At 46.4% G+C, this 22,173-nt stretch carries 15 protein-coding genes; 6 read left to right on the forward strand and 9 right to left on the reverse strand.

Annotation, left to right across the window (positions count from 1 at the left end; translation table 11 throughout):
• The first annotated feature begins 34 nt into the window (after nucleotides 1–34).
• Genes panE through csdA form a run of 3 tightly spaced genes read left to right on the forward strand, consistent with a single transcriptional unit; the run spans nucleotide 35 to nucleotide 2,732 of the window.
• Nucleotides 35–925 carry a 2-dehydropantoate 2-reductase gene (panE, locus tag R7P74_RS21005; protein WP_017820775.1) on the forward strand — a complete coding sequence of 297 codons (891 nt, stop codon included), beginning with the start codon at nucleotides 35–37 and terminating at the stop codon, nucleotides 923–925.
• The gene (locus R7P74_RS21010; RefSeq protein ID WP_006742560.1) at nucleotides 922–1,521 is read left to right on the forward strand and encodes a DJ-1 family glyoxalase III; all 600 of its coding nucleotides are present in this window, start codon (nucleotides 922–924) and stop codon (nucleotides 1,519–1,521) included. Before panE ends, R7P74_RS21010 begins: the two co-directional genes overlap by 4 nt.
• Complete coding sequence (gene csdA / locus R7P74_RS21015; protein ID WP_025768229.1) at nucleotides 1,521–2,732, forward strand: cysteine desulfurase CsdA; 1,212 nt, start codon at nucleotides 1,521–1,523, stop codon at nucleotides 2,730–2,732. Before R7P74_RS21010 ends, csdA begins: the two co-directional genes overlap by 1 nt.
• A 33-nt stretch (nucleotides 2,733–2,765) precedes the next feature.
• Here csdA and R7P74_RS21020 read toward each other — a convergent pair whose 3' ends face one another.
• The 5 genes from R7P74_RS21020 to R7P74_RS21040 form a co-directional block, all read right to left on the reverse strand.
• Nucleotides 2,766–3,686, reverse strand: a complete 921-nt coding sequence (locus R7P74_RS21020) for a GGDEF domain-containing protein (protein WP_206957681.1) — start codon at nucleotides 3,684–3,686, stop codon at nucleotides 2,766–2,768.
• Between the two features lie 309 nt (nucleotides 3,687–3,995).
• On the reverse strand, nucleotides 3,996–4,424 hold the full coding sequence (gene csdE, locus R7P74_RS21025; protein WP_005380244.1) for a cysteine desulfurase sulfur acceptor subunit CsdE: 429 nt from the start codon (nucleotides 4,422–4,424) through the stop codon (nucleotides 3,996–3,998).
• A 19-nt stretch (nucleotides 4,425–4,443) separates the two neighbouring features.
• Nucleotides 4,444–5,253, reverse strand: a complete 810-nt coding sequence (tcdA, locus tag R7P74_RS21030) for a tRNA cyclic N6-threonylcarbamoyladenosine(37) synthase TcdA (RefSeq protein ID WP_206957683.1) — start codon at nucleotides 5,251–5,253, stop codon at nucleotides 4,444–4,446.
• 99 nt (nucleotides 5,254–5,352) lie between these two features.
• The gene (mltA, locus tag R7P74_RS21035; RefSeq protein ID WP_012841480.1) at nucleotides 5,353–6,456 is read right to left on the reverse strand and encodes a murein transglycosylase A; all 1,104 of its coding nucleotides are present in this window, start codon (nucleotides 6,454–6,456) and stop codon (nucleotides 5,353–5,355) included.
• 272 nt (nucleotides 6,457–6,728) lie between these two features.
• Nucleotides 6,729–7,184, reverse strand: a complete 456-nt coding sequence (locus tag R7P74_RS21040) for a DUF2850 domain-containing protein (protein WP_005380234.1) — start codon at nucleotides 7,182–7,184, stop codon at nucleotides 6,729–6,731.
• Nucleotides 7,185–7,346: 162 nt separating this feature from the next.
• Here R7P74_RS21040 and argA point away from each other — a divergent pair, with 162 nt between their 5' ends.
• Nucleotides 7,347–8,684 carry an amino-acid N-acetyltransferase gene (gene argA, locus R7P74_RS21045; protein WP_012841478.1) on the forward strand — a complete coding sequence of 446 codons (1,338 nt, stop codon included), beginning with the start codon at nucleotides 7,347–7,349 and terminating at the stop codon, nucleotides 8,682–8,684.
• 417 nt (nucleotides 8,685–9,101) lie between these two features.
• Nucleotides 9,102–9,290: a hypothetical protein gene (locus R7P74_RS21050; RefSeq protein ID WP_005380230.1), complete on the forward strand. Its 189-nt coding sequence runs from the start codon at nucleotides 9,102–9,104 to the stop codon at nucleotides 9,288–9,290.
• Between the two features lie 34 nt (nucleotides 9,291–9,324).
• Here R7P74_RS21050 and recD read toward each other — a convergent pair whose 3' ends face one another.
• From recD to recC, 3 genes are all read right to left on the reverse strand, one after another.
• The gene (recD, locus tag R7P74_RS21055) at nucleotides 9,325–11,472 is read right to left on the reverse strand and encodes an exodeoxyribonuclease V subunit alpha (protein ID WP_054576301.1); all 2,148 of its coding nucleotides are present in this window, start codon (nucleotides 11,470–11,472) and stop codon (nucleotides 9,325–9,327) included.
• Nucleotides 11,472–15,146, reverse strand: a complete 3,675-nt coding sequence (gene recB / locus R7P74_RS21060) for an exodeoxyribonuclease V subunit beta (protein ID WP_318123150.1) — start codon at nucleotides 15,144–15,146, stop codon at nucleotides 11,472–11,474. The genes recD and recB overlap by 1 nt, the downstream gene beginning before the upstream one ends.
• Before the next feature lie 326 nt (nucleotides 15,147–15,472).
• A complete protein-coding gene (recC, locus tag R7P74_RS21065) occupies nucleotides 15,473–18,964 on the reverse strand; it encodes an exodeoxyribonuclease V subunit gamma (protein WP_318123145.1) in 3,492 nt (1,163 codons plus the stop codon).
• 252 nt (nucleotides 18,965–19,216) lie between these two features.
• Here recC and R7P74_RS21070 point away from each other — a divergent pair, with 252 nt between their 5' ends.
• On the forward strand, nucleotides 19,217–21,040 hold the full coding sequence (locus tag R7P74_RS21070; protein ID WP_182016228.1) for a DUF3413 domain-containing protein: 1,824 nt from the start codon (nucleotides 19,217–19,219) through the stop codon (nucleotides 21,038–21,040).
• Between the two features lie 75 nt (nucleotides 21,041–21,115).
• On the opposite strand, the gene R7P74_RS21075 is transcribed toward R7P74_RS21070, so the two are convergent.
• Entirely contained in the window at nucleotides 21,116–22,090 is a 975-nt protein-coding gene (locus tag R7P74_RS21075; protein ID WP_005391714.1) for a TDT family transporter, read from the reverse strand.
• Nucleotides 22,091–22,173 lie beyond the last annotated feature (83 nt).

A 22,173-nucleotide genomic window follows, 5' to 3' on the forward strand; every position in this document is an offset into this window, starting at 1 on the left:
TCCTTGCAGCAAACCTTTTTAATGAGAGCGTTTGGTGAATATCCTTATCCTCGGTCCAGGTGCGGTGGGCTCACTCTGGGCAACAAAATTTAAGCTTGCCGGGCACAATGTTTCATTGTGGGGAAGAAGTTCTGAAAGCCAACAATCACTTCAGTTGGATGACACACCCGCAATCGTATTCAGTAATCAAGATATTTCCTCCGTAAATAAAGCAGATCTCATTTTGATCACGGTAAAAGCTTGGCAAGTGGAAGACGCCATTCAGCCTTTGCTCCCTCATATCAATACAGACACGATTATCATGCTGATGCACAATGGTATGGGTACTGCCTCTGCCTTGGAGAAGGTTGTGCCAAACAATCCGATAGTGCTCGCAACAACGACGCACGGCGCATACAAACCAGATAACCAACACGTATTGCATACCGGTCACGGAACAACGCAAGCGGGTGGTTATAATGACAAAGGAATGCAGTGCGCTTTTCTGCAAGATGTTATGCATCATGCTCTTCCAGAGGTCATTTGGAATCCACACATCCAATCTGCGTTATGGACTAAGTTAGCAATTAACTGCGCGATTAACCCACTGACTGCGATTCACCAGTGTAAGAATGGTGAGCTTGCGCAGCCCGAGTTTAAGATACAACTCGAAAGCATCACTCAAGAACTGGTTGAAGTAATGAGTAAAGAAGGTATTGCTATCGAGTTTCGCTCTCTTTTCGATACGGTAATGCAAGTGGTGAACGCCACAGCTGAGAACTATTCTTCAATGAGGCAAGACGTATTCCATCAACGTCGAACGGAAATTGATTTTATAACCGGATACTTGTTAAAGGCTGCCGAGAAACATCGTATCAATACGCCTGAGAATTTAAAACTTTACCAACGCATCAAACAAATAGAACAAAGCTGGACAGAACAATGAGTAAGAAAATCTTAGTGCCAATCGCTCCAGGCACCGAAGAAATGGAAGCCGTCACCGTTATCGACATGATGGTTCGCGCGGGTTATGACGTTACAGTAGCGAGTGCTGCTTTTGATGGATCATTGACGATGAAAGCTTCTCGCGGAGTCACACTAACTGCCGATTGTAAGCTAGTCGATATCGCTGATGATGAGTTTGACGCCATAGCGCTTTCTGGTGGTGTTGGTGGTGCAGAAATTTTTCGTGATAGCACGGTGATGATAGAAATCCTTAAGCAGCACATCTACGAGGGAAAATTGGTCGCTGCTATCTGCGCAGCACCGGCGTTGGTATTGCAACACCATGATCTTTTCCCACAATCACTGATGACCTGTCACCCGAGCTTTCAGTCACATATCCCGGAAGAGAAGTGGCGCAGCAAACGCGTGACCTTTGATATCAACCACAACCTGATCACCAGTCAAGGTCCGGGTACAGCTTTAGAGTTCGCGATGGAAGTAATCATTCAACTCTCAGGTAAAAAACACGCATGGTCAGTTGCTGAACCAATGATCCCTCTGCCTACTCTGCACTACCACAAGCTTGGTGAAGAATAATGTTTGACGTAAATGCTGTACGCGAGCAATTTCCTGCTCTAAACCAATCCGTCAACGATACGCCCTTAGTGTATCTAGATAGCGCAGCGACAACGCAAAAACCGCAATGTGTGATTAATGTCATCAGTCATTACTACAGTGCGCAAAATGCCAATGTTCACCGTGGCAGCCATAGTTTAACGGCTAATGCCACCAGCCAGTTTGAAGCGGCACGAGAACGAGTGGCAAGCTTTATTGGTGCAAACAGCTCTAAAGAGATCATTTGGACACGGGGCGCAACCGAAGCACTGAACTTAATTGCTCAAACCTACGCCCGTAGCACGTTACAACCAGGTGATGAGATCTTGATTAGCGAGATGGAGCACCACGCCAACATCGTGCCCTGGCAAATCGTGGCAGAGCAAACGGGTGCTAAAGTCATTAAAGTTCCGATGACATCAGATTGCCAGTTCGACATCAGTGCATTTGAGGCGCTTCTGTCTGACCGCTGTAAAATTGTTGCTTGCGCGCAAATAACCAACGTAACAGGCACACGCCAACCTATAGAAAAAATCACTGAACTGGCGCACAACGTTGGCGCGGTTATTGTAGTTGATGGCGCGCAAGGCATCGTACATGAGCAACTTGATTTATCGGCATCAGATATCGATTTCTACGTTTTCTCAGGTCACAAACTTTATGCACCAGCAGGCATTGGGGTTTTATACGGCAAGCTTGAACTTTTGGAAGCCATGCCACCATGGCACGGCGGCGGTAAAATGGTTGAACGCGTTTCTTTCGAAAAAACGACGTTTTCTGCACTTCCTGGAAAATTTGAAGCGGGCACACCAAACGTTGCGGGCGCGATTGCTCTAGCGAAAGCCATTGAGTGGTACCAAGGTTTTGACCATCACGAAGTAGAGACTCATCTCCATGCGCTTCAGGATAAGGCCTACCAAGCACTAAGCGCTTTGGATGACATCCATATTCTAGGCTATCAACCGAATGCCTCTGTACTGACCTTCGTAATGGACGGCGTTCATCACCAAGATATTGCGACGCTGCTCGATCAACAAGGCATTGCGGTACGAGCAGGACACCACTGCGCTCACCCATTGATGGATGCGCTAAATGTGAAAGGCACGGTACGCGTCTCTTTTGGTATTTATAACACGACGAGCGATGTGGAAAGACTCATCGCCGCCGTAGAAAAAGCCGTCGACATGCTATAACGCCAACGGTTTGATTTGGAGTAACCAACAAGGTTACTCCATCTGCCTATCCAGAGTCGCCACGCAATTTCTGCCATTTCTTTTCGCAGCATAAAGCGCTTTATCTGCATGCGCATACAAACGTTTGGTGGTTTCATTTCTGCCTATTTCCACCACGCCTACACTCACCGTGACCGGAATTTCAATCTTTTCAAATTCGAACTGACAATTTTGAATGTGGGAACGTACTTCCTCTCCTACCTCTTTCGCCGCCGACAGAGAAGTTTCTGGCAAAATAATCGCAAACTCCTCCCCTCCGACTCTTGCGAAAATTTCGTCTTTGACGAGTAAGTGAGAAACCAAATCAGCTAACGTCTCTAAGACATAATCCCCCGCATCATGACCACGTTTATCATTGATGACTTTAAAAAAGTCCAAATCAAACAATAACAACGCGGAGTGATAATCTGGAGCTTGGGATTTAATAACTTCTTCTGTGAGCTTTTCGAAAAAAACACGTCGGTTGTAGATATTGGTGAGAGCATCTATTTGGCTTTGATGGCGAAGAAGGGTTTCAACTCGGTGGCGATTGGAGATGTTGCGTGTAAGAATAAGGACAACGCGACGACCCCGGTATTTTATAGCGAGTGGGCAGATCTTGCCTTCGTAGTATAGCTCGCCTCTTGGCCCACTGTTAGCATCTATTCCCTGAATGCTGTCGGCGCACATCTTGTACTCGATCGTCACAATACTGTCTTGTTTCAGTGACCGATTTATCTGTTCGATAAACCAGTCAGCTTTATCTTTCTCGAGTACGCTGTGCAGCGTCTCACCTATCAAATTACTTCCATCGTGATAGGCTTTTTTATCTGTTCCTCCAAAAACATCAATATAGATACCATCTTCACTCAGAATAAAAGTGGGGTCTGGCATTCCGGATAACACGTCTTGCGCATGTTCCAAGGTGAATTGCATATAGGGAGGTTCCTAGCATTTGTATCTAAGTAACCCAATCGCTTCCAAGTGTGTTTCCACATTGGGGAATAGGAGCGAATGGGGCATATGTCTATTATCTAATATAGACAAATTTTAAATACAATTGAGTTTATAAAAACCAAGTGGGCAATATAATGAACCAGGATCAATAGAATGGTTAATTAACGCTAAAATAGTCGACCATTTGCATACTTTTTATCCATATGCAAAAAATATCTCAACTCAGATACAAAAAACGCCAAACAGTTAGGCTATTCGGCGTTTTTTAAGAGTTGGGAAAATGACTCGTTACACGGCGATTTGCTTAATCTGCTCTACAATAGCTTTCAAGCCATTACCACGTGACGGGCTTAAATGGGAGACAAGCCCCAGCTGATCAAAATAAGCATCAATATCAAATGCTTGAATTTGATCGGCCGTTTTACCGTCATAAGCTGCCATTACCAAGGCAATCAATCCACGGACGATACGCGCATCGGAGTCCGCACAAAAATGCCAAACGCCATCTTGCTCTTTGCTCACTAACCACACCAAGCTTTCACAACCCGAAACGGTAACTTGTTCTGATTTCAGCTCTTCTGGCATTTGTGGCAGCTTTTTACCCCACTGAATAACCTGACGGTAGCGATCTTCCCAGCCTTGAAATTGCTGCATAGTCGCTACAATGTCTTCGCTGGTGATATCTGTACCAAATGGAGAAACGGGAAAATCTGTCATGATGCGCTCTTCTTCTAGTTTACTTCTTATATTTTGAAATCAACTTCTCAACGATTCGCGATACCGCGACAAAGCCAAACGTTGCAGTTACAACAGTCGCCGCACCAAAACCGCTAGCACAATCCATACGTTTTGGGCCTTCCGCTGTCGACTTCACACCACACACTGAACCGTCTGCTTGAGGATACTTCAGCTGCTCGGTTGAAAACACGCAATCAATACCAAACTTACGAGCCGGATTCTTAGGGAAGTTATGATGACGACGCAAGGTGTCTTTGATTTTCTTCGCTAGAGGATCTTGGATCGTTTTCGTTAAATCAGCGACCATGATCTGCGTTGGGTCAACCTGACCACCAGCACCACCCGTGGTGATCACTTTGATCTTGTTGCTGCGGCAATACGCCAACAAAGACGCCTTCGCTTTTACGCTGTCAATCGCATCTAGCACGTAATCAAACTCTTTGCTTAAGTACTCATGTTGATTGCCTGGCGTGATGAAATCATCAATCAGGTTGACTTTACACTCTGGGTTGATCAATTTGACACGCTCGGCCATCACTTCAATTTTGCTTTGGCCAACGGTGCCCGTCATCGCATGAATTTGGCGGTTAATATTCGTGACACAAACATCGTCCATATCAATCAGAGTCAACTCACCGATCCCCGTACGAGCCAGCGCTTCCACCGCCCATGAACCTACGCCACCAATACCAATCACACAAACGTGTGCAGCGCGAAGAATGTCTACTTCACTGTTGCCATAAAGACGACGAGTGCCGCCAAAGCGTTGATTGTAGCTGTCAGATGCTGGGGTATCGAGTTCACGCATATTGAAGTCCAGATGATCGATAGAAAAACAAAGAGTGCGATTTATACGCACTCTTTGATGAAATGTCTAGATAAGAGAGTGTTCCTCTTTCTTGGGTCGCTATTGTAGCTTTTCTGGCGGTAAAGCCCAAGGCGCTTGAGTTGGTGAGTTTTCCAGCCCAAGTTTCCAAACTCGACCAAAATGCTTGTAGTGCCCTGCTTCCGTTCCTGCTCTCGCACCAATGCCATGATACAGATCCAAATGGTTCTGTTTTACCGCACCACCAGTGTCTAAAACGATCAGCATTCTCAGTTGATGAGCACCGCTCCACGTACCATCCGCATTCAGCAATGGTACTTCCGCCAAGATTGGTGTGCCCATTGGTAAGATAGAACGGTCACCCGCGACCGCGGCCATTGGCAACAAAGGAATACCAGCCGACCCCGTTACTGGCGCTTCCGCTTTTGGCGCAAAGAAGACGTAAGAAGGGTTTTGCTCCAACAACTCGCGTACTGTTGCGTCGTCGTTGTCCATTACCCACTCTTTAATCGCTTTGAGAGACATTTTTTCACGCGGGACTTCACCACGTTCAATCAAAATTCGGCCAATGCTGACGTAAGCTTTATTATTTTTCCCTGCGTACGCGAAGTACTCCAACGTATCATCATCTTCAAAATGCACATAGCCACTGCCCTGTACTTCCATCATAAATGGGTCGATACGATTAGGCGCGTAACCTAGCACCAAACCTTGTCCATCTAGTGCTCCATTGTAGATCTCCGCGCGAGTCGGACAATCTGATGAGCAGTTTGGCTTGCCATAAACTGGGTACTTAAAAATGTCGTTTGGTGTATGACGCAGTTCCATCACGGGAGAAAAGTATCCGGTAAACAGCACATTACCTTTTTTATCACCACCACCCAATTGCGCGGCTTGAATGCCAAACGCACTCAACGCACTGGTATCTCCGCTCTGTTGCGCCCACTCACTTAATCGTTGATATAGCGGTTGGTACATCTTCGCCATGGATGGTGACTTTATCACCACTTGCTCAGCTTGCTTGTTAAATTCAGTAAAATCGCGTGGTTTGTTAGACTCAACCACATCCACTTGATTGAGGATCTGAGGAAACTCACCATCAAGATATTGCTGAGCACGATCATTTTGTTGAGCACAGCCAAAGAGTAGGCTCAAAGAGATAATAGGAAGGAGTTTTTTTAACACGTGTCTTTTCCGTAAAAGAGAATAGCAAAAGGATGGCAAACAAATGCATACGGTGCAATTGAAAAGCAACGACAAATGTTTCAACGCTAAGCCAATCCGTTTACTCGTTGTGAATTCATTCAGTTAATACAACATGATAGCAGCGGAAGAATTACGGAATTGTCCGGATTATGTTTGAAAGTAAGATTTACTGATTGAGAGATGAAATTGTGATCATCCATGTGACTCACAGACGCAAGAGATCTCTGCTTAACAGACAAAGATAAAAACGACTATCTTACCGCAATCCTTGCACGCCCCTCTAAACGGAATACAGGTAGATAATGTGCATTGGCATCCAGCTTCATTTCTGCATGCTGCTTACCCACAAAATTGAAGTGCCGCTCATTTGAACCCACTCGATACGAAAACGAATCCCCATCGAATTCAAAACTGGTCGCCACTGTAGAACCATTTACGGTAACACCGCGCTCACTCAACACAAATTCTTCACGAGCATAAGGCGCAACATCTTGCTCAACCCAGCGACCATAAATTGTCGATTTGGGAATGGGCGGATTAATGGTTCGAGTAATCAAATCACTATACAGCATGCACACGACAACGGTTCCAACTATCGCTATAAGCATGAGAGAACGCTCTAGCCACTTACGAAGCATTGATTTAGATGACGTTTTTGACAGATTTGAAGCAGTGATCGCAGCATTCTTATTAACAGCAGAAGACATGAGGTTCACGTATTGAGGAAAGACGCCACCATTGTAACCTTCCCTCTTAACAGGACCAAGAACCTACCTCAATATGTTTGTGCTTTATTCCAAAATTTCACCTTGCCACCAAGTGAATAAAAAGGCATTATTTTGACATAATTAAACAAAGGAATGGCTGTAGTGAAAATTCGTAGTACTGCTCTCGTAAAAGGATTTCGTCAATCAACACCTTATGTCAATGCTCACCGCGGAAAAACCATGGTGATCATGCTGGGCGGAGAAGCCGTCGCACACAAAAATTTTGGCAATATTATTAATGATATCGCACTCATGCACAGCCTCGGAATCAAAGTCGTGGTGGTGTATGGTGCACGTCCTCAAATTAATCAGCTGCTAGAAAAACAAGACCTCACTACGCCTTACCACAAAAATATCCGCATTACGGATGAATCGGCTTTATCTGTTGTTATGCAAGCTGCCGGACAACTTCAACTTGCGATTACTGCGCGCCTATCAATGAGCCTCAACAACACTCCGATGGCAGGCACCCAGCTCAATGTCGTTAGCGGAAACTACATCATTGCTCAGCCACTCGGCGTTGATGATGGTGTGGACTATTGCCATAGTGGACGCATTCGCCGCATTGACACCGATGCTATCAACCGCACTCTTGATCAAGGTTCAATTGTTCTGCTAGGTCCCATTGCTAGCTCTGTGACTGGCGAGTGCTTCAATTTATTATCGGAAGAAGTCGCCACCCAACTAGCGATAAAGCTGGGTGCGGATAAGCTGATTGGTTTTTGCTCCGAACAAGGTGTCATTGATGACAACGGCAATGCTGTCGCCGAGTTACTACCAATTGAGGCGGAGCATGTCATCAAAACGCTTTCTGAAAATACGTCTCCTGACCTAGATTACAACACTGGGACACTGCGCTTTCTTAAAGGCTCTATTGCCGCTTGCCGTGCCGGAGTACCTCGTAGCCACTTGATCAGTTATAAAGTAGATGGCGCCTTAATTCAGGAGTTGTTCTCTTTCGACGGTATCGGTACCCAAGTTGTTATGGCGAGTGCTGAACAAGTGAGGCAAGCTAATATTGACGATATTGGCGGTATCTTAGACCTCATTCGCCCTTTAGAAGAACAAGGTGTACTCGTTAGGCGCTCTCGAGAGCAGCTAGAGCAAGAGATAGGAAAATTTACCATCATCGAAAAAGACGGCTTGATTATTGGCTGTGCTGCCCTTTATCCATACCCAGAAGAGCGTAAAGCTGAGATGGCTTGCGTAGCGATTCACCCTGACTATCGTGATGGAAACCGAGGTTTGTTACTGCTCAACTACATGAAACATCGTTCTAAATCCGAAACCATTGATCAGATTTTTGTCCTCACGACACACAGTTTGCATTGGTTTAGAGAGCAAGGTTTTTACGAAGTCAGTGTCGACTATTTGCCTGGAGCCAAACAAGGGTTATATAACTTCCAGCGTAAGTCCAAAATCTTAGCGTTAGATTTATAGCTTAACCTTAAATCAGGGAGCGAAACTTAACGTTCCACTATACCAACTAACCTCAAAGGGCAGGATTTAGTTCATTAACGCTCAACCCTGCACATCGAGCTTGTTTAGGAACGAGTTTGTTTAGGAGTAAGGCCACACATAACCCCTACTCCGGACTAGCGGGTCATCATGTAAACCCAACTTAGATATGCGCAAACCATTGCTTGATTTTTGTTCCAATTTTATCTTTTAAATATACATTTGGTTGGCTATACTCTGCTCGCTAGTGATTGGTTTTTAACCAATACGAATGGATCTAGGTGATGTAATGTAGCCTTCACCCTAAAATACTGGGCAATTGAAAAACTAGTTAGCTCCGTATTGCACACCAAGGACAGTTGTTAATCTGACTTTAAATAAGCCGAGACGAGCACTGTTATGAGAACAATCATTTGTAATTCGCTTCAAAGCTTCTGGGATATGGCTGACAATCAGTTTTTAGAAGGCCTAGACGTCCACTGTGTTTTCCCCGTAAATGACGCTATCCGAGATTTTATTCTTGCTTATCAACAGCAATACAAAATACGCAGCGTGTCTTTTACCAACGCGTTTGCAAAACATGCATAAAAGAAGACCGAGCCATAAGCTCGGTCTTCTTGTTTTAGTTAGTAAGCCGCTGTACTAACCCACTCGCACGAGTGGTTTTCACCTTAATGCCTCGCTTCAGAACATTAAGTTCGGCGTAAAGAGCTAAACGCTTTTTCGCGCGGGTAATGCCTGTGTAAATCAACTCACGGGTTAATATCGGGCTAAAGTCTGGTGGCAAAATCATCAGGGTGTAATCAAATTCACTGCCTTGCGATTTATGGATGGTCATGGCGTAAGCCGTTTCATGTTCAGGTACTCGGCTCGGTAAGACCGATTTCACACTGCCGTCAGGTAACTCAAAAAAGACTTTCAAACGCGGTTCTTCTTCAGTGTCATCTCGCATGCAAATACCAATATCACCGTTATACAAACCTAAACCGTGATCATTACGCGTAACCATAACGGGTCTGCCGTGATACCAAATTTCATCCTGAACTTGAATGAACTTGCGCGCCGCGAGCGCTTTCTCGATGCGCTGGTTTAGCCCAGCCACACCAAAGTCACCTTCACGGATCGCGCACAGCAGTCGGCATTGGTTGAAAGTATCTAACACCGCTTTGGCTTTGTGCGTTAGCGACTCTGGCTTTCCGGTTTTAGGATCAGTTTCCTGTTGTCCAATGCGTTTGAGGTAACGACCGTATTCCTGCACCAACGTCTGCATCATTTGGTTGTAATGTTGACTACTTAGCGCGAAATGTTCGATGTCAGAAAAGTCACGCGCCCAGACGTTATCTACGCTCGCAGCAGAACCTGAGTTAACCGCTTTTGCCAACTGACCAATGCCTGAGCGAGCGTCAAATCGGTAGCTCTTTTGCAGCATACATAAACTATCAGCAATGCTAGATGCACTGTTACCCGTATGCGCTAAAGTATCGAAACCCGTCAGTTTTGCGATGGCTGACGCCTGCTCTTTGCCATAACCCAATGCATGGAACGAACAGATATCACCCAACACTGCCCCAGCTTCAACTGAGGCAAGTTGGTCTTTATCACCTAACAAAATCAGCCGCGCATGTTTCGGTAAGGCATCGACCACTTTGTACATCATTGGTAAATCGACCATCGACGCTTCGTCGATAACTAAAATATCCAAATGCAGTGGATTTTGCTTGTTGTGACGAAATTCTGCACTATTAGGAATCGCGCCCAGCAACCGATGTAAAGTGCTCGATTCAGTCGGAATTTTGGCTTTTAGCTCCGGAGAAACTGGCAGTTCTTGCACCGCTTTACCAATGGACTCGGTTAATCGCGCCGCCGCTTTCCCCGTCGGGGCCACCAGCTTAATGGTTAGATTTTTCTCTTGCGTCGCCTGTTCAATCAAAGCAGCAAGCAATTTGGTTACTGTCGTCGTTTTACCCGTACCAGGGCCACCAGAAATCACAGCAAATCGACGAGTTAACGCAACCGCCGCCGCGACTTTTTGCCAGTTCACACAAGCTGAGAGTGGCACGAGTTCATCCAGTGTTTGCAAATCTTGAACCTTACGCGCATTGCTAAGCACGGAATCAATCGCGTGCCAATCCAACGATTCGCTTGCGACCACATCAAGGTGGTCACACACCAATTGTTGACGCAACACTTGGTTGCTGCTTCCCGCTTCTACTGCTTTGCCTAACGCGTTAAACAGAAAATGGTATTGGCGTGCAAACAAATAGTTGAGCAACTCGGATAATCGCGCAAACTCTTGTGGTTGCAAGTTAACTGCGGCGCCCAACTGATTGAGCTTTTCCGCCAGTGTCACTTCATAATGCCAATAGCGATGCAGATACAGACGCTCACCATCGAACATTAAAGGCAAGGCTTCTCCTTGCGCGCCGACCACGCTGGAATTTTGTAATACTTGAATCCAGTCTATGCCTTGCAACTGTGTGTTGAGCGCCAATGCCGACTCACCAAACAGCCCTAACTTACTGGCTAAATCCGCAGATTGCCCTTGTGCATCGAACAGAGACAGACAGATATGTCCTTTGCCGAGCTCACTACTGACAACACCAGCGATAAACGCCAATGCTTGGCTGTCCGACGATTCATCATGCGCTTGAGAATCAATAAAGCAGGCGAATTGGTAGTCGAGCTGACGAATAGCACCTTTGTGCGCCAAGCGTTCCAGCACTACCAATAGACTATCTTGGCCAGAATGAAGATTGCGATTTGTCGTCATTAAAGTAGCTCCATCTGCCCGGCTTGAGTTGAGCGCGTTTCAAGTGCTTGACCATCAATCAAACGATCCATCTCTTGTAAGAAGTCTAAGGTTGGTTTCGCGGCAAAAATGCCGTGGTCACTCTGCCCATCCATGCCGCGCAAGAACAAGTAATACACGCCACCGAAGTGCTGTTCATAATCATAATTGGCCAATCGGCTGTGTAGGAAACGATGCAGGGCTAACGCATAAATCTGATACTGCAAATCGTAGCGGTGATCCGCCATCGCCGATTTCAGAGCCTCACCATGATAGTGCGTTACATCGTCGCCAAGATGATTCGATTTCCAGTCAAGCACGTAGTATTTACCTTGATGTTCAAACACCAAGTCGACAAAACCTTTGAGCATGCCTTGCACGGTTTGGAAACCTAAATCCCCCGCTTTCGCCGACAACGGATCGTGACGTTGAATGACTCGGTTTAACGCCGGCGCAGACAACACTTCAATCGGCAACAAAAATTCCATCTCCACCAAACGTTGCGACGGTGCTTTTTGATTCAGCAGCAAAGACTTACCATCCAACGGCGTTGCGAGTACGGTATCAATCAATTGCTGTAAAATGGGCAACCACTCTTCATCTAGCTGTTCGCTTTCCATCAAGCCAAGGATGATTTGTGTATTCTCTTCCGTCGTGGCTGGCTGAGTAAATTCAATTTCCTCAAACAGGCTGTGCAGGAACGTACCCGGACGCGCACCACGAGGGAAGGTAAAAATCGAACGCTCTGGCTCCACCAAATCCGCTTCGTCTTGTTCTTCAGATGAGTCGATATCAAAACCCGTAATCTCAATCGTGGCATCATGCTCGGCGTGATGAGAGCCTTGCTTGACCAAGCCAGAGTAACTGGTGATGCGCCAGTTTCTGTCGATAGGGTTTTGCAGTTCTTTCGCACTAAGATCGTGTACTTCTTCTTGTGGCGCTACGTACTTCTCTTCGAGTTTCTGCGGCGGATCGGCCACAACGACACAATCAAGCTCGTCTTGTTGCTTTGTTAAACCTTGGTGCAAATCGTTAATGCCACCTTCTTGACCATTCTGAATCAAATAGCCAATCGCACTGCGGTGTACGCCAGTTGGCTCTTTGGTCGAACGACCATTGCGCAAAGGCGAGGCTCCAATAAAACACGCATACACAGCACGCGTTAGTGCCACGTATATCAAGCGTAAGTCTTCCGCCAAACGCTCTTTATCCGCTTGCTTCATGGACGCATCGTTGCCAGTGATATCCAGTACCGTGCAGTCATTGGCTGCATCGTAATATTTGGCTTCACTGGCTTCTCGATAGCTGAACACAAACGGCAGAAATACGAGGTCATACTCCAAGCCTTTTGATTTGTGAATAGTTACGATCTGCACTAAGTTACGTTCCGATTCTAAACGTTGGATTTGGTCATCACTGCCACCCAAACCGTTTTCCGCATCACTGATAGACTGAGCGAGCCAACGCAGCAGACCGTGGTCGCTATCCAGTTCATTACTGGCTTGTTGAAGCAGTTCACCGATGTGCATTAAATCGGTAAGTACTCGCTCACCATTCTCACCCTGTGAACTAGCACCTTCTTCTAGTAATCGCTCGGCAATATGGCGTTTGCTGATCACCGCGCGCAACATCGGCAGCACACCACGTTGAACCCAAAGTTTGCGATATTCTTTGAATTCGTTTACGGCGTTTTCCCACACCACTTCATCGTTATTAAGCGCATCCAAACTTGCTGCGTCGAGGGCAAACAGCTCAGAAGCAAGACTTGCACGCAGCGCACGGTCATTTTCTGGAGTCAGCACCGCTTGCAGCAAACGCTGTAAATCCTGCGCCACTGAACTGGTAAACACACTGTCTCGGTTAGACAGGTACACGCTGGCAATACCTTGGTCTGCTAGCGCTTGTTTGATCATCCGACCTTCGCTACCTGTTCGAACCAACACTGCGATATCGCCCGCTTGAACCGCTTTCTGTTTTTCGCCATTCACCAGACACGCTTGCCCCTGTTGAGCCTGCGTCAAAATGGTTTGGATTTGGCTTGCGGTCGCCTCTGCCATTCGAGTCAAATACTCGCCTTTTGGTAGCGGTTTATCGTCCGCTTCTTGCAACCAATAAGTCAGCGCGGGTTGCTTTTGGCCACCCATAGTCCAAATGCGTTTTTCGGCATTGGGACTGTATTTTACAGGTAAGAACGGGATGTCCGAATCATAGATAAATGGACTGTCTGGCAAAGCAAATACTTGGTTTACCGCCTGCACCATATCTGCGCTAGAACGCCAGTTGGTTCCTAACGTGTAGTGGGCACTTACTTGGTTACGCGCTTTGATATAGGTGAAAATGTCTGCGCCACGAAAGCCATAAATCGCCTGCTTGGGGTCCCCGATCATAAACAAACCACATTCCGGGTTGCTCAGATAAATACGGCTGAAAATACTGTATTGAAGCGGGTCGGTATCTTGGAACTCGTCAATCATTGCGACAGGATACAAAGTACGAATACGCGCCGCTAAAAGCTCGCTTTCGTCCGTATCGATAGAAGCAGAAAGTTGTGTCAGCAAATCATCGAAAGAGAGCCACTGTTTTTGATTTTTCGCGTTGGCCAGCATCACACGACAATGCTCAATCGCATGAGCAAGCAGTGGCGCTTTTAAGCTGATTGGGTTAGCAAGAAATGTTTCAATGGCTTCAAATACCGCGTGCTGCGGCGCACTGCCTTTCGGTGTTTTTTCCAACAAGACGTTTTGCGCGAATTTCTCCAGCTTGTCTGGATAATCGTAACCTGTGGTTTCCTTTGCTGCCCAAGCGTTTACCGCCTCCAACCACGTCGGCAGAGACTTTTTGGTGTAGCTGCGTTTGTTAATATCTGAATCTGAAATCAGCGTCAAGAAGTCATCTTGGCTTTCTCGCCACTGTGCTTTTAATTCATCAATTTTTTTCAAATTTTCAGTATGAAGATCAGCCAAACTGCCTTTCATTGCTGGAACAGAAAGGCTTAACGGCGCGCCAGTTAAGTAATTGCTGATGTCAGACAATAACGCAGATGGAGAGCCCCATAGCTGGCGGATTTCTCCCGCCAAAGTAAATGGCAATGGGTAGAAATTTCGGCGCCAGTAATCGGCTACAACTTGCGCTTTTAGGTGACTTTCATCGGTCACAAACTCGTTATTAAATCGGCTGCCAGATTCAAACGCATTTTGCGTTAGCATACGTTGGCAAAAACCGTGAATGGTGTAGACCGCCGCCTCGTCCATCTGACGCTCTGCCTGCAATAAAATTTCTGCGGCTTGCTTGTGATCGTCAAACTCATTAAGCAAAGGTTGGATCACCGGATCGGAACTCTGTCCACGCGCAAACGCGATTCGCGCATCATGGATTCTTGCCCTGATACGATCGCGTAATTCCGCAGTTGCCGCTTCGGTAAAGGTTACGACCAGAATTTGGTCGACCGTAAGCGGTACGCGATGTCGAGTTTCCGCGCTGCCGTGACCAAGCAAAAGGCGCAGATATAAACCTGCAATAGTGAAGGTTTTACCTGTACCTGCTGATGCCTCGATTAACCTCGCACCGTGCAGAGGAAACGTCATCGGTTCTAGTGGCGTTGGTTGAGGTTGCTCTGTGCGGTCTAACGTATGTAGAGGACACTCTGCACCTGACATTTGATCCATAACGCTGAATCTCTCCGGATTATTTACTAGGACGTATCACCTAATAAATGTGATCTATAGTTAAAAATTCTATTAATATGTTTAACAAGTTGGATAATTTAGAGCTTTGTGAGATCTTTCTCACGGTTATCCATAAGACGTACCGTTAGTATGCGCCCCACGAGATAAGCCAAACCTTTTGGCGGCACAACTCAAATGAATTAAACAAAAGTATCATGGTCCCTCTGACCTTGTGGCCGTACAGCGAACGCCCTACAAAAAATAATGATTTTCTGGCGGCCACCCTACTCTTCCTTCTCTTTACCCAGCTGTCTTTATTACGCTTTTACATCATCAGCGTCTTGAACCGCTAAGCGCGCACCTTGCAAAACTAATGCTGTCAGCAAACGAACTTCTGAGGCCAACTCATCATTCCAAGCAGGCCAAATTCGAGAGATGTACGCATTATTGCCTTCGCCCGGGCTCATGAAGCCATCATTGAATGCGTCAGCCATTTTCTTCAAAGATTTCTCTTCGTCATCTACCCACTGACCGCGACTAAAGCCCGCTTCAACACAAGCCAACGCCGTTTTCGGGAAATAAGGCAAAGGCTTAGTCATGCCTTCGAAGAATAAGCGAACTAATTCAGTCAGTAGCTGTTTGGCATACTGCGCATCGGCAATTTCTGGGTAGATCAAATGCAGCGCGCCTTCTTTACGATCGTAACCAATGATGTGGGTTTTCTTAGCATGACCCGACGCCGACATGGCAAGGTGATCGATCCACGCTGCAAGGTAATCCTGCGATCGAATCTTACCGCTTCGATAGCGAATCAAACCGGATTGGTAGCATTGAGTTAGCCAACCTGTTAGGCGAACGTTTTTCTCTTCGCCTTCATTTCGCTCAAACAAGGAATCAAACGTCAGGTCGATTTCCAAATCGTCTTGAGGCGCACCAGATAAAAACGCCAGTTTATCCACCAGCTCTTCCGCCTGAACTCGGTTGGTTTCAAATTCGATATCACCAAACGCCCCCACCGGCAGTTTGCCTTGCGCGCGCTGTTGACTCATAAAGTGTTTAAGCACCTCTGTTTTTTTCTCTGGCTGCATCAATGTCGTTTCAAGCAAGATTTCTAACAGCTCATCACGCATTTGATAGCTTTCCAAACCACCTAAAACAAAGGGTTCGTCGTCTTCCATCACCGGTAGCGGCGGTTCAAAGATTACTTTTAAACGACGATTGAAAAAATACTGCACTGGTAAACGCCAGAAACGTTGCAACTCGACTAAGTCGAGCTCAAGCGGGAACGTCGCTCCCAACAGATAGTCGTCTAATGCCCGATTAAAATCACGACGGACATAGCCTTGCGATTGACTGCTTTGAGTCAATGCCGCTGGAATCCACTCTTTCGCGTAGCTGGCGTGCATGCCTTGGAACGCACTTGGGCTAAACGGCACCATGGCGTGGGTATTCACCAACGCATTTAATAAGTTGTCGCCAGACTCATCAACAGGCAACGCTTCATCACCACTTAAACAATAGTTTTGGTGGCAGTATTCCATCAGCTCAGAAACCAGAACCGAAGGCACTCGCTCGGTATTGTCTTGGATTGAACGGCCAACATAACTGATGTAGAGCGTTTGTTGTGCAGACAACATCGCTTCGAGGAATAGGTAACGGTCATCATCTCGGCGCGAACGGTCGCCCGGTTTGGTTCTTCCTGTCATCAAGTCAAAGCCTTCTGGCGGCATGGAGCGTGGGTACACGCCGTCATTCATCCCCAGTAGACAAACGGTTCTAAACGGAATAGAGCGCATCGGCATCAGGGTACAAAAGTTCACTTGACCAGCAAGGAAGCGCTGGCTGACTCGTGTGCCAGATAATTTGTTTTGAAGGTATTGGCTGATGATCGACGGCGATAACGCATCATCAAATGCGGCATCAGCTAATTGCTCTTTGAGTTGGCTGAGCGTATCGCGAATGGACTTGAGCGCCATTTCGCCTTCTAACTCAACTGAGAAGAAGTCATCCAGCAGTGAAACCAAAGTCTCTCGCCAACCATCGATAGTTTGAACATGAGAAAGTTTGCTTCGATAAGTGCTAATTTGTTGGATAAAGTGTGCCAACTTGCCCGCCAGCTCTGCGCCCATGCCTTGCACTTCGTTGTACGGAGACAAACTGCCTTGCTCGGTTTCAAACAAACCAGCGGATTCTGGCATCGCGTAGCCAAGCAACATGCGTTGAATACCAAATTGCCATGTGTTTTGACGGGTTTCCGGCAGTTCAAATTCGCGTCCGGTATTGGCATCCAATCCCCAGCGAATCCCCGATTCCTCAACCCATTGTTTGGCTTGTAAAAAATCATCTTCGCTGAGTTCAAAACGCTTTAATATCGCCGGAGTTTCCAGAAGTTCGAGTAGTTCTGATGCCAAACAGCGCGTATTGGGTAAGTTCACCAACTGCATAAATGCGGCCAGAATTGGGCTCTCTTGATCGGCGGTTCGGTCAGAAATCGAATAGGGAATAAAACGCTCACCCGGCGCGTTACCAAAGACCGCCTGAATCGCAGGGCTGTAAGCGTTGATGTCCGCGACCATCACGATAATATCGCGCGGTTTTAACGTTGGGTCAGCATCGAACATCGCCAACAGTTGATCATGCAGCACTTCCACTTCGCGCATCGGGCTGTGACAAGCGTGTAGGCTCAGTGATTTATCACCCAAGCTAACCACTTGTTTGTGATGACTGTTTTCAATCTGTTGGTCATCTTGATGTTCTTCAAGATTGAGAATATCCGCTTGCAATTGATGGAGCAGACTGTCGCGCTCAACATCAACAAAGGCTTCAACTTCATGAGATTCCAGCTGAGACAACAGATACATATTGTCGCGCCCGAGTTTACCCATGGATGCCAACAGACTGTTTCCGACCACATCGGTGTGCAGCTCATCGATCACATTATCTTCCAGTGATCCTTTCAGTTGCTCAGTTTCACCTTGCACTTCCGAGTGATCGTCCTGCCACACAACGTGCTGACGATGTTTCGCCGCCAAACGAGCCAGATATTTGCGATCTCGAACTTCACCCCAGTAATAACGACACGGGTTGGTGAACATCAGATGCACGTCGATGTGTTCACCAATTGCTTTTAGCGCATCCATATAGCGAGGCGGCAACGAAGAAATGCCAAAAACAAACAAACGCTTGGGTAAATGGTCAAAATTGCCGTTAAAACTCTCTAACGTGTCGATAAAGTGCTCATAAAGGTTGGCACGGTGATATGGAGACTGTCCTAATGACACAGTGTGATCATACAACGCTTGCCATAAGATCGGCTGCCACGGATGCTCATCTTCCAGCTCTGGCACACTCTGCCCAGCTTCCCAACTTGCGATCCATTCCGGACGATACACCAAGTAACCATCGAAAATATCGGCAATTTTCTCAGCCAGCTGATACAGCTTAGAGTGGTCAATGTCATCTTTGAGGTACTGCGCTAACGGCGAAAACACCTCTTGGTTGAGAAGCCCCGGAAGCAAATGCATCAACTTCCACGTCATCGCTTCTTTGTTAAACGCACTGCGTTTTGGCACGTCTGGCAATACCTGCGTAAACATTTCCCAAATGAAAGTCGCAGGGAGCGGAAAATCAATGTTCGCGGCAACACCAAACTCTTTGGCCAATTCCATTTTTAGCCACTGGGACATGCCTGGACTTTGAACCAGAATTTGTTCTTTTTCGAACGGGTTTTCCAGCGGACTGATTCGAATCAGTTCGACAAGGAGTGATTTAAGAACGTCAACTTGGTTGGAGTGATAAACAGTAAACAAATTGGGAATACCGAGCGCCGATTGAAACTGTTAGCTAGCTTAGCACAGCCCCATTTAAACCCGCAGTGATCTCGCGTTCGGAAAAAACAAAAGGTTATATATCACTCAAATAGAGTATGAATCTTCTGAATTTTCACATGTCAATCAAGTCTGACATTTCCATACAAAATGTGACATTCGTCGCAACTATTCCATAATAAAAAACACTGTTTTATACTCCCTCTACCCATAATTTATAAACAAACAAAAAGTATGTTTCGCAAACTGTCTTCCAACAGCGCTTGGCTGATTGCTTTTTTTGCTTGCTTTGCAGTGTACCTGTCGATCGCTTGTTATCCTTTTGTGTTGTCTAACAATCAGAATGAACCGCTAACCTTGTTGCAAGGTTACTATTTGGTTTCGACTCAATATGGCTGGCTGGGCTTGATCGCTCTTCCATTTATGTTGTTGAGTTTATTGCTCTCTTTTCTACCGACTCGAGCATTCAAAGGTATCGTGATCGCTATCGCGATCTGTCTATTGATCATGTTTAAAGTCGATATCCTCGTTTTTCAGCAATACAAACTTCACATCAACGCCCTATTAATCCGTATGTTTTTCGAAGGTGGCGGTGATGTCTTCGATATTTCTTGGATGAGTTGGCTTATCTTCGTCAGTGAAGTTGCCGTTCTGGTGATCGGGCTCGCCTGTACCGTTTGGGTAAGTAATAAACTGGCACAAAGCCGAGCTAAGTTCGTTTTGATCAGCGTTTGGTTTGCTGTATTGCTTAGCACGCAGATGATTCATGCGTACAAAAACGCACTTTACGACGATGAAGTCAGTCAGTTTTCGAATAACTGGCCACTTTACTACCCGCTGACGGCTCGTAAATTTATTTACAAACACGACCTAGTGGATGAGAACATTGCATCGAAGAACCGCGTAGAGTTAACCAACATTGAACGTAGCTCACTCAACTATCCGCTTGCGCCGATTCAAGTGCAAAGCAAAGAGAAACAACCCAATGTCTTGTTTATCTTGGTTGATGCGTGGCGCTACAGTGATGCGACGCCGGAAGTCATGCCAAATGTCAGCAAGTTCGCCGAAAAAACAGTGAATTTCACACAACATATGAGCGGCGGCAACTCAACTCAAGCGGGTATTTTCAGCCTGTTTTACAGCTTGCCAGCGACCTACTGGGAAAGCTTTTACGCAAGTCAACGCTCTCCTGTTTTTATGGATACGCTGCAAGCAGAAGGCTACCGCATGGGCATTTTTGGCTCGGCACCGCTCACCAGCCCGCCACTTTCTCGCACGGTATTCAAAAAAGTGTCGGACTTGACCCTGAAACAAACTGGAGAAACAGCTGTCGAGCGCGATCAGCAGATAACAGACAAGTTCATCGAGTTCCAAAAGCAGGACAGCGACAAGCCGTACTTTGGTTTTCTGTTCTACGATGCCGCCCACGGTACGGTGTTTCCTGAACCTGAATTTGCGAAATTCAAACCATACTGGGAACGCGTTGACCACATTTTGCTCAACAACGATTTTGACGCTTCGCTTTACCACAATCGATACAAGAACTCGTTGTACTACATCGACAGCTTGATTGGTGATGTGCTGAAAAATGTCGACTTAGACAACACCATTGTGGTGATTTCATCAGATCATGGTGAAGAGTTTAACGACCATAAGATGAACTATTGGGGCCACACGGGTAACTACAGTGACGTTCAAGTACATGTGCCTCTTTACGTGTACATGCCAAATCGTCAGCCAGAGCAAGTTGATTACCGCACGACCCATTTTGACGTCGTGCCAACCATGATGAATACGCTGTTTGACGTTCAAGGCACAACGAGTTCATACAGCGTTGGTCATAACTTGTTTGATAGCTCTGCCTCTCGCGATTGGTATATTGCAGGCAGCTACTACAACTATGCATTGGTCGGCAAAGAACTGATGCTTGTGGTCAACCCTGGCGGGCACTCTCAGCAACTGAATCGCCAGTTAAAAGTCGAGAAAGAACAGAAAATTCCTGTCGATATCATTCGTCATTCTCTGGATGAGATGTCGCGATTTTACAAAAAAGGCTAGTGTCCAACATCGACGCCGATTGAAATAAAAAAGCCTCTTGGTTGTAAGACCAAGAGGCTTTTTCCTATCTGCTATTTAAGCGTGATGAGCGTGCATCAAGCGTGGCTGAATCAACAAGTTGTTGATGTATTGTAAGGCCACATAAGAGACAACAAATGTTGCCACAATCAACTCAAGACTAGCTAAGCCTCGCACTTGTTGAACATAGTGCGCAGCCAATCCTTGCAACTCCATCCAATTCGCCATTTTAAACAGCGCCGTCGCACCGATCACCATCGGGAAAGTGAACGCCGCATAGCCTGGGCTAAATGGCAGTCTAAGCAATTTAAAGAATGCGAGGTAAATGATGGCTGTCATCAATACCGCGATACCAAATAGCATAGCGATGATCACTGGTGATGGTGTCGCAGTGACCGTTAAGTACCCTGCCAATGATAGACTTGCTGGTGCCGCCATAATTGCCATTGTTGGTTTCGCTGCATCCGGAATTTCATGGGTAAACATGAAACGGTAAATCATCATCGGCAACATGATCGCGTACGCCACCATACCAAACATCAATGCACCTTGTGCCACTGGTGCTAACATCGGGTTGCCAGAGAAAGACACATCCGCAACGATGATACCCACAGGCGGTACAAACCAACTAGGAACCATGTGGTGCAATTCAAAATCTTTGGCGCGATGGTAAACAAAGCTCACCAAGAATACGATGTGCAAAACCACCGCAATCAGCCAAAGCGCATCGCCAGCTAATGGGTAAAAATGGCCGAGAGAGTTCGATACCACCATAGTGCCCATCGCAAATGTCGGAACCACGCTGCCCACAACCGGATGAGCAAGATCTTGTCTCAATAGATGATTATGTAGCAAAAACTTGGTTGCCAATATAGCCAACAATATGCTCGCGATACCCGCACTAATCCACTGTCCGTAGCCATGTAATTCGGCGAAGTTCTCCCAACTCCAGCCCAAGCTTGCAATACCAAGAGCCAAACCCGCCATTGGAGTTGGTGCTCCCATTACTTTTGCTTTTGTTCTTTGAATCATGATGACCTCAACCAGACTCACTCTTGATGGGACGTATAATACGCTTGCACTTCGTTCCGATATATCTAATTATTTAAAACAAA

This window comes from Vibrio sp. 2033, from assembly GCF_033339735.1.